A 5,285-nucleotide genomic window follows, 5' to 3' on the forward strand; every position below is an offset into this window, starting at 1 on the left:
GAGCGGCCCTTTCCAATTCAGGCAACGACCTCAAATTCAAATAGTGATTGGGGTCAATGGATGGCGACCGTGGTCAGGTCGTTCTCCAGCGCACCCGCCAGGGCCCGGTCACGGGCATCGGAAAGCAGGATCGGCTGACCGTTGGCGGCAAACAGCGCCCACAGTTCCAGCCCGGGCGCGATTTCGCCGAGGCCGGGGAAGCGGCCGCGCAAATCGTCGCTCGATATTTTCCTCAGATATGCGACCGAACCTTCGCCGAGATGGGCGAATTCGCCGCTGGTCATGGTCAGGGTTTCGTCAATTCTGGTCATTACAAGCCTCCTTGGCGCAAGGACGCCACTTCCGGCCGTCCCGCATTAGAGCCATCGGCAAAGATCAGTCTTTCACCGATATGTTTATTTTCCGTACCAGCCGCTCGGCCTCCGGACGGTCGAGATCGATCGACAAAAGGCCGTTCTTCAATTCCGCGCCGACCACCCGCATGCCGTCGGCCAGCACGAAGCAGCGCTGGAACTGGCGTGCGGCGATGCCGCGGTGGAGGAACTCGCGCTCGGTGTCGTCGGTCTGACGGCCGCGCACGATCAGCTGGTTTTCCTCGGTGGTGACATCGAGGTCGTTCTCTGCGAAACCCGCCACGGCAAGTGTGATGCGCAGCCTTTCCGCCTTACCGTCCGAGGCGCCCAGACGCTCGATGTTATACGGAGGGTAGCTGTCCCCCGACTTCGCCAGACGTTCGAGCGTCTTTTCCATGGCGTCGAAGCCCAGAAGAAGCGGGCTGGAGAAGGGCGTCATTCGACTCATTGTTACACTGTCCTCTTAAGAGCGACACAAACCGGAAAAACCCGGATGGCATTTTTCCCGATGGTCTTGATATGGTCCGCCGCGCGATCAAGTTCAAGCCGTCAAAACCCCGCCCAAAAAGACTCCCCAAAAGGAATTGAAATGCCCCAGTCACGAAAGATCATCATCGACACGGATCCCGGCCAGGACGATGCCGTCGCCATATTGCTGGCGCTCGGCAGCGCCGAGCTGGAGGTCGTCGGCATCACCGCCGTTGCCGGCAACGTGCCCCTGAAGCTGACCGAGAAGAATGCGCGCAAGATCTGCGAGCTCGGCGGCCGGCCCGACGTCAAGGTCTATGCCGGCGCCATCCGCCCGCTGGCGCGCGAGCTCGTCACCGCCGAGGACGTGCATGGCAAGACCGGCCTCAATGGACCCCAGCTGTCCGAGCCGACCATGCCGCTGCAGGAGCAATACGCGGTCGATTTCATTGTCGAGACGCTGATGCGCGAGGAAGCGGGCACGATCACGTTGTGCCCACTCGGGCCGCTCACCAATATCGCGCTGGCGCTGATCCGCGAGCCGCGGATCGCGCCGCGTCTCAAGGAGATCGTGCTGATGGGCGGCGGCTTTTTCGAGGGCGGCAACGTCACGCCTGCCGCCGAATTCAACATCTACGTCGACCCGCAGGCGGCGGATTTGGTGTTCAAGTCGGGCGTTCCGATCGTGATGATGCCGCTCGACGTCACCCACAAGGCACTGACCTCGGCCAAGCGCATCCAGGCCTTCCGCCAGCTCGGCACCAAGGTCGGCACCGCAACCGCCGAGATGCTGGAGTTCTTCGAGCGCTTCGATGAGGAGAAATACGGCACCGACGGCGGGCCGCTGCACGATCCGTGCGTGATCGCCTATCTCCTCAAGCCGGAGCTGTTCAAGGGTCGCCGCTGCAATGTCAGCGTGGAGACCAGCTCCGAGCTGACCATGGGCATGACGGTGATCGACTGGTGGGGCGTCACCAAGCGCGAGAAGAACGCCATGGTCATGCGCGATATCGACCACGATGCGTTCTTCGCGCTGCTGGTGGAGCGGCTGGGGCGGCTCAACTGACCGTCAAAGCGGCCAACCAAGCACACGTCGTCATCCGTTGATCAACCGATAGATGTCGGCGCCGTGCTTGTGGTGCTGTCGCTCGATGGGAAGGACGGAGCCGACAAGATGGGTCGCCTCACATCGTCGTCGACAGATATCCGTGTGTTGTCGTCATCAAGGCGCAGATCGTAGGTGTAGTATAGATTGTGGCCGATCGTGCCGTACGGATGATGGGCTTCACCCTGACGTATTCGACCACGCCCATCACGCGTTGAGTGGCGATGACCGGATTGGCCTGAAGCTCAACGATGGCGATGGATTTCATAGCCGCAAATGCGCAGAAGAAAGCGACGCCGATCACGGCGTCGCTGTACTCATATTGCCAAATAAGCAAGCGATTCCGGAAGGAAACGTTTGACTTGTTCATCCTGAAGAAGTGTGCTGCCAAGCACAATTATTCAATACGCGTCAAAAATAATTGCGACCAGAGTATTCGCTCTCATTTCGCCTTGGAGAATGCCAGCCAGAGCCCGCCGCCGACCAGGAAGCTGCCGCTGATCCGCGACATCAGCTTAACGCGGCTGGCCGAGAGCATGCGCCCGGCGCGGCCGGCGGCAAGCGCGTAGGTCGAATCCGACATGGCGGCGAAGACCATCGCGGTCAGGCCCATGACCACGATCTGCAGCGTGTAATTGCCCTGTGGCGCGATGAACTGCGGGAAGAAGGCGCCGAAGAAGACAAGCGTCTTCGGATTGGAAATCGCCACCAGGAAACCTTGCAGGAAGAAGCCGCCGCGCGGTTTCTTGGCCGATCCATCGGGGTTCAGGGCTCCCTTGGCGCGGAGCATCTGCACACCCATCCAGATGAGGTAAGCCGCACCGATCAGCCGCACCCATTCGAACCAGTGACCCATGCCGGCGATCAGCGTGTTGAGGCCGATGCCGACGATGGCGATCATGATGGCGAGCCCGGCCTGGGTGCCGGCGACATTGGCAAGCCCGGCGCGCGAGCCATGGCGGATGCTGTTGGCGATGATCAGCGTGACCGTCGGCCCGGGTACCAGGACGATGACGATGCAGGCGACGACATAGGCGGCGTAGAGTTCCAGCGACATGTTTTCCCCCGAACAGGATCGCGACGACAGGCGCGGAGCGCGATCAATGCACGGAGTTGACGCGGGCGCAAGCGCGCCAGCCGGTTGAGCCCGTCAGGCAGCCCCCGCCGGCCAGGGCAGCGTCGCCTCATAGGCGGCGCCGGCCTGGAGGACCGCCAGGTCGCCGCGCGGCTGGCCGATCAGCTGCATTCCCATCGGCCGGCCCTTGCCGTCGAAGCCGACCGGCACATTGAGCGCCGGACAACCGCCGAGCGTGGCAAAGGCGGAGACCTGCATCCAGCGGTGATAGCTGTCCATCGGCCGCCCGGCGATCTCGCGCGGCCAATGCGTCGAGACCTCGAAGGGGAAGACCTGGGCGGTCGGCAGCACGATAAGGTCGAAGCGCTCGAACAGCGACAGCAGCGTGCGGTGCCATGAGGTGCGCCGGACCGAGGCGGCATGGATCTGGGGCGCGGTAAGGCGCATCGCCTGCTCAACTTCCCAAACGGCCTCCGGCTTCAGCAGCCTGCGCTTTTCCGGATCGTCATAATGCGCCTTCAGTCCGCAGCCGCTGCTCGCCTGGCGCAACGTCACAAAGGCCTGCCAGAGCGCTTCGAAGTCGGCATCCGGCACCAGCGTTTCGCTGTGGAACGCGGCGTCCGCGAAGCGGGCGAGGGCAGTCTCGCACAGGTCGAGAATGCCTGGCTCCATCGGCAGATGGCCGCCGAAATCGCCGAGCCAGGCGATGCGGCCGCCGGTGGCTTTCTCCCGCAGGCCTTCGAGAAACGAGCCCTGCTTGTCATGCGACAATGGCGCCCGCGGATGATAGCCGGCCTGCTCATCGAGCAGCAGCGCGATGTCGCGCACATTCCGGCCCATCGGCCCTTCGACGCCCATCTGGGCGTGGAAGACATCGATGTCGGGGCCGGCCGGCACCAGCCCTTGCGAGGGGCGGAAGCCATAGACGTTGTTGTAGGCCGCCGGATTGCGCAGCGAGCCGCCGAAATCGCTGCCGTCGGCGACCGGCACCATGTCGAGCGCCAGCGCCACCGCAGCGCCGCCGCTCGAGCCGCCGGCGGTGAGCGTCGGATCGAAGGCATTGAGCGTCGGACCGAAGACCGGATTGTAGGTGTTGGAGCCCAGCCCGAATTCCGGAACATTGGTCTTGCCGATGATGATGGCGCCGGCCTTGCGCAGGCGCTCGACGAAGAAATCGTCCTCTTGCGGGACGAAATCGGCGAAGATCGGCGAGCCGAAGGTTGTTCTTAAGCCCTTGGTCAGGGCCAGGTCCTTGATGGCGATCGGCAGGCCGAACAGCGATCCGGCCGCGGCGCCCCGTGCCACATGGGCGTCCGCCCCGTCGGCTTCCGCCAGGATATCGGCGCGCTCGCGCAGCGACACGATGGCGTTGACCAGCGGGTTCACAGCATCGATGCGGTCGAGAAAGGCGCTGACGACCTCGCGCGCCGACAGACGGCGCTGCCTGATCGTGTCGGTAAGTTCTACGGCGGACAAGCGACAGATGTCGCTTGCCGGCGGCACGGCGTGTTTCGTCGACGGGCGCATCGCCGTCACCGCGCGGCCAAGGCCGCGTCGACATCCTTCGCCAGCGGAATCGCCGGCTGCGCACCCGGCTTCAAGCATGCGAGCGAGCCTGCCGCCGCGGCGCGCGTGAGCGCCTGTTCGAGCGAGAGGCCGGACGACAGGCCGGCGCCCAAATAGCCGCAAAAGGTGTCGCCCGCGCCGACCGTGTCGACCGGAGTTATCTTCAGTGCCGGGACGGTGATGAAATGGTCGGGAGTGGCAGCCAGCACGCCGTCGCCGCCGAGCGTCACGACGATGGCGCGGCCTGTCTTTTCGGCATAGTCGCGCATCCGCGCCTCCCGGTCGCGGCCGGTGAGCACCAGCGCCTCGCCATAGAGGTCGAACTCGGTCTCGTTGGCGACGGCGTAGTCGGCCTTGCCGAGAAAGCCGGCCGCCTCGGGGCGGAAAGGCGCGGTGTTGAGCACGCTGACGGCACCCGCCGCGCGGGTTGCATCAAGCGCCGCTTCGACCGTGGGCAGCGGGATCTCGTGCTGCAAAAGCACGACATCGCCCTTCTTCAGATACGCCTTGGCGATGTCGCCGGGCAGTACAGAATCGTTAGCGCCCGGCACGACGGCGATCACATTCTCGCCGTCGGCACCGACCAGGATGAGCGCTGTGCCGGTGGAGGCGAAGCTCTCGCCGACGCCGGAAAGATCGACACCGCTGGCCTTCAGCAGCGCCAGCGCTTCGGCGGCAAAGCTGTCCTTGCCGACGGCGCCGACCATGCGCACCTCAG

The 5,285-nt window shown here is 64.2% G+C and carries 7 protein-coding genes; 1 reads left to right on the forward strand and 6 read right to left on the reverse strand.

Going from position 1 to position 5,285, the window contains the following annotated elements; all coding sequences use genetic code 11:
• Positions 1-53 precede the first annotated feature (53 nt).
• Positions 54-311 carry a DUF1150 family protein gene (locus EOA60_RS17300; protein WP_067318876.1) on the reverse strand — a complete coding sequence of 86 codons (258 nt, stop codon included), beginning with the start codon at positions 309-311 and terminating at the stop codon, positions 54-56.
• Positions 312-375: 64 nt separating this feature from the next.
• The gene (locus EOA60_RS17305; RefSeq protein WP_067004038.1) at positions 376-801 is read right to left on the reverse strand and encodes an Hsp20 family protein; all 426 of its coding nucleotides are present in this window, start codon (positions 799-801) and stop codon (positions 376-378) included.
• A gap of 141 nt (positions 802-942) precedes the next feature.
• On the opposite strand from EOA60_RS17305, the gene EOA60_RS17310 reads away from it, so the two are divergent.
• Complete coding sequence (locus tag EOA60_RS17310) at positions 943-1,887, forward strand: nucleoside hydrolase (RefSeq protein ID WP_095823501.1); 945 nt, start codon at positions 943-945, stop codon at positions 1,885-1,887.
• 118 nt (positions 1,888-2,005) lie between these two features.
• On the opposite strand, the gene EOA60_RS17315 is transcribed toward EOA60_RS17310, so the two are convergent.
• The 4 genes from EOA60_RS17315 to EOA60_RS17330 all read right to left on the reverse strand — a co-directional run.
• Positions 2,006-2,317 (reverse strand): hypothetical protein, encoded by a 312-nt coding sequence (locus EOA60_RS17315; protein WP_164896179.1) that lies wholly within the window; start codon positions 2,315-2,317, stop codon positions 2,006-2,008.
• Between the two features lie 51 nt (positions 2,318-2,368).
• Positions 2,369-2,983, reverse strand: coding sequence for a LysE family translocator (locus tag EOA60_RS17320; RefSeq protein WP_095778737.1), 615 nt, complete (start codon positions 2,981-2,983; stop codon positions 2,369-2,371).
• Between the two features lie 93 nt (positions 2,984-3,076).
• Positions 3,077-4,528 (reverse strand): amidase, encoded by a 1,452-nt coding sequence (locus EOA60_RS17325; RefSeq protein WP_095823500.1) that lies wholly within the window; start codon positions 4,526-4,528, stop codon positions 3,077-3,079.
• Between the two features lie 5 nt (positions 4,529-4,533).
• The coding region (locus tag EOA60_RS17330; RefSeq protein ID WP_164899367.1) for a ribokinase at positions 4,534-5,285 on the reverse strand (752 nt) is incomplete at its 5' end.

The organism is Mesorhizobium sp. M1A.F.Ca.IN.020.06.1.1, assembly GCF_004023265.1.
Classification (GTDB): Bacteria; Pseudomonadota; Alphaproteobacteria; order Rhizobiales; family Rhizobiaceae; genus Mesorhizobium.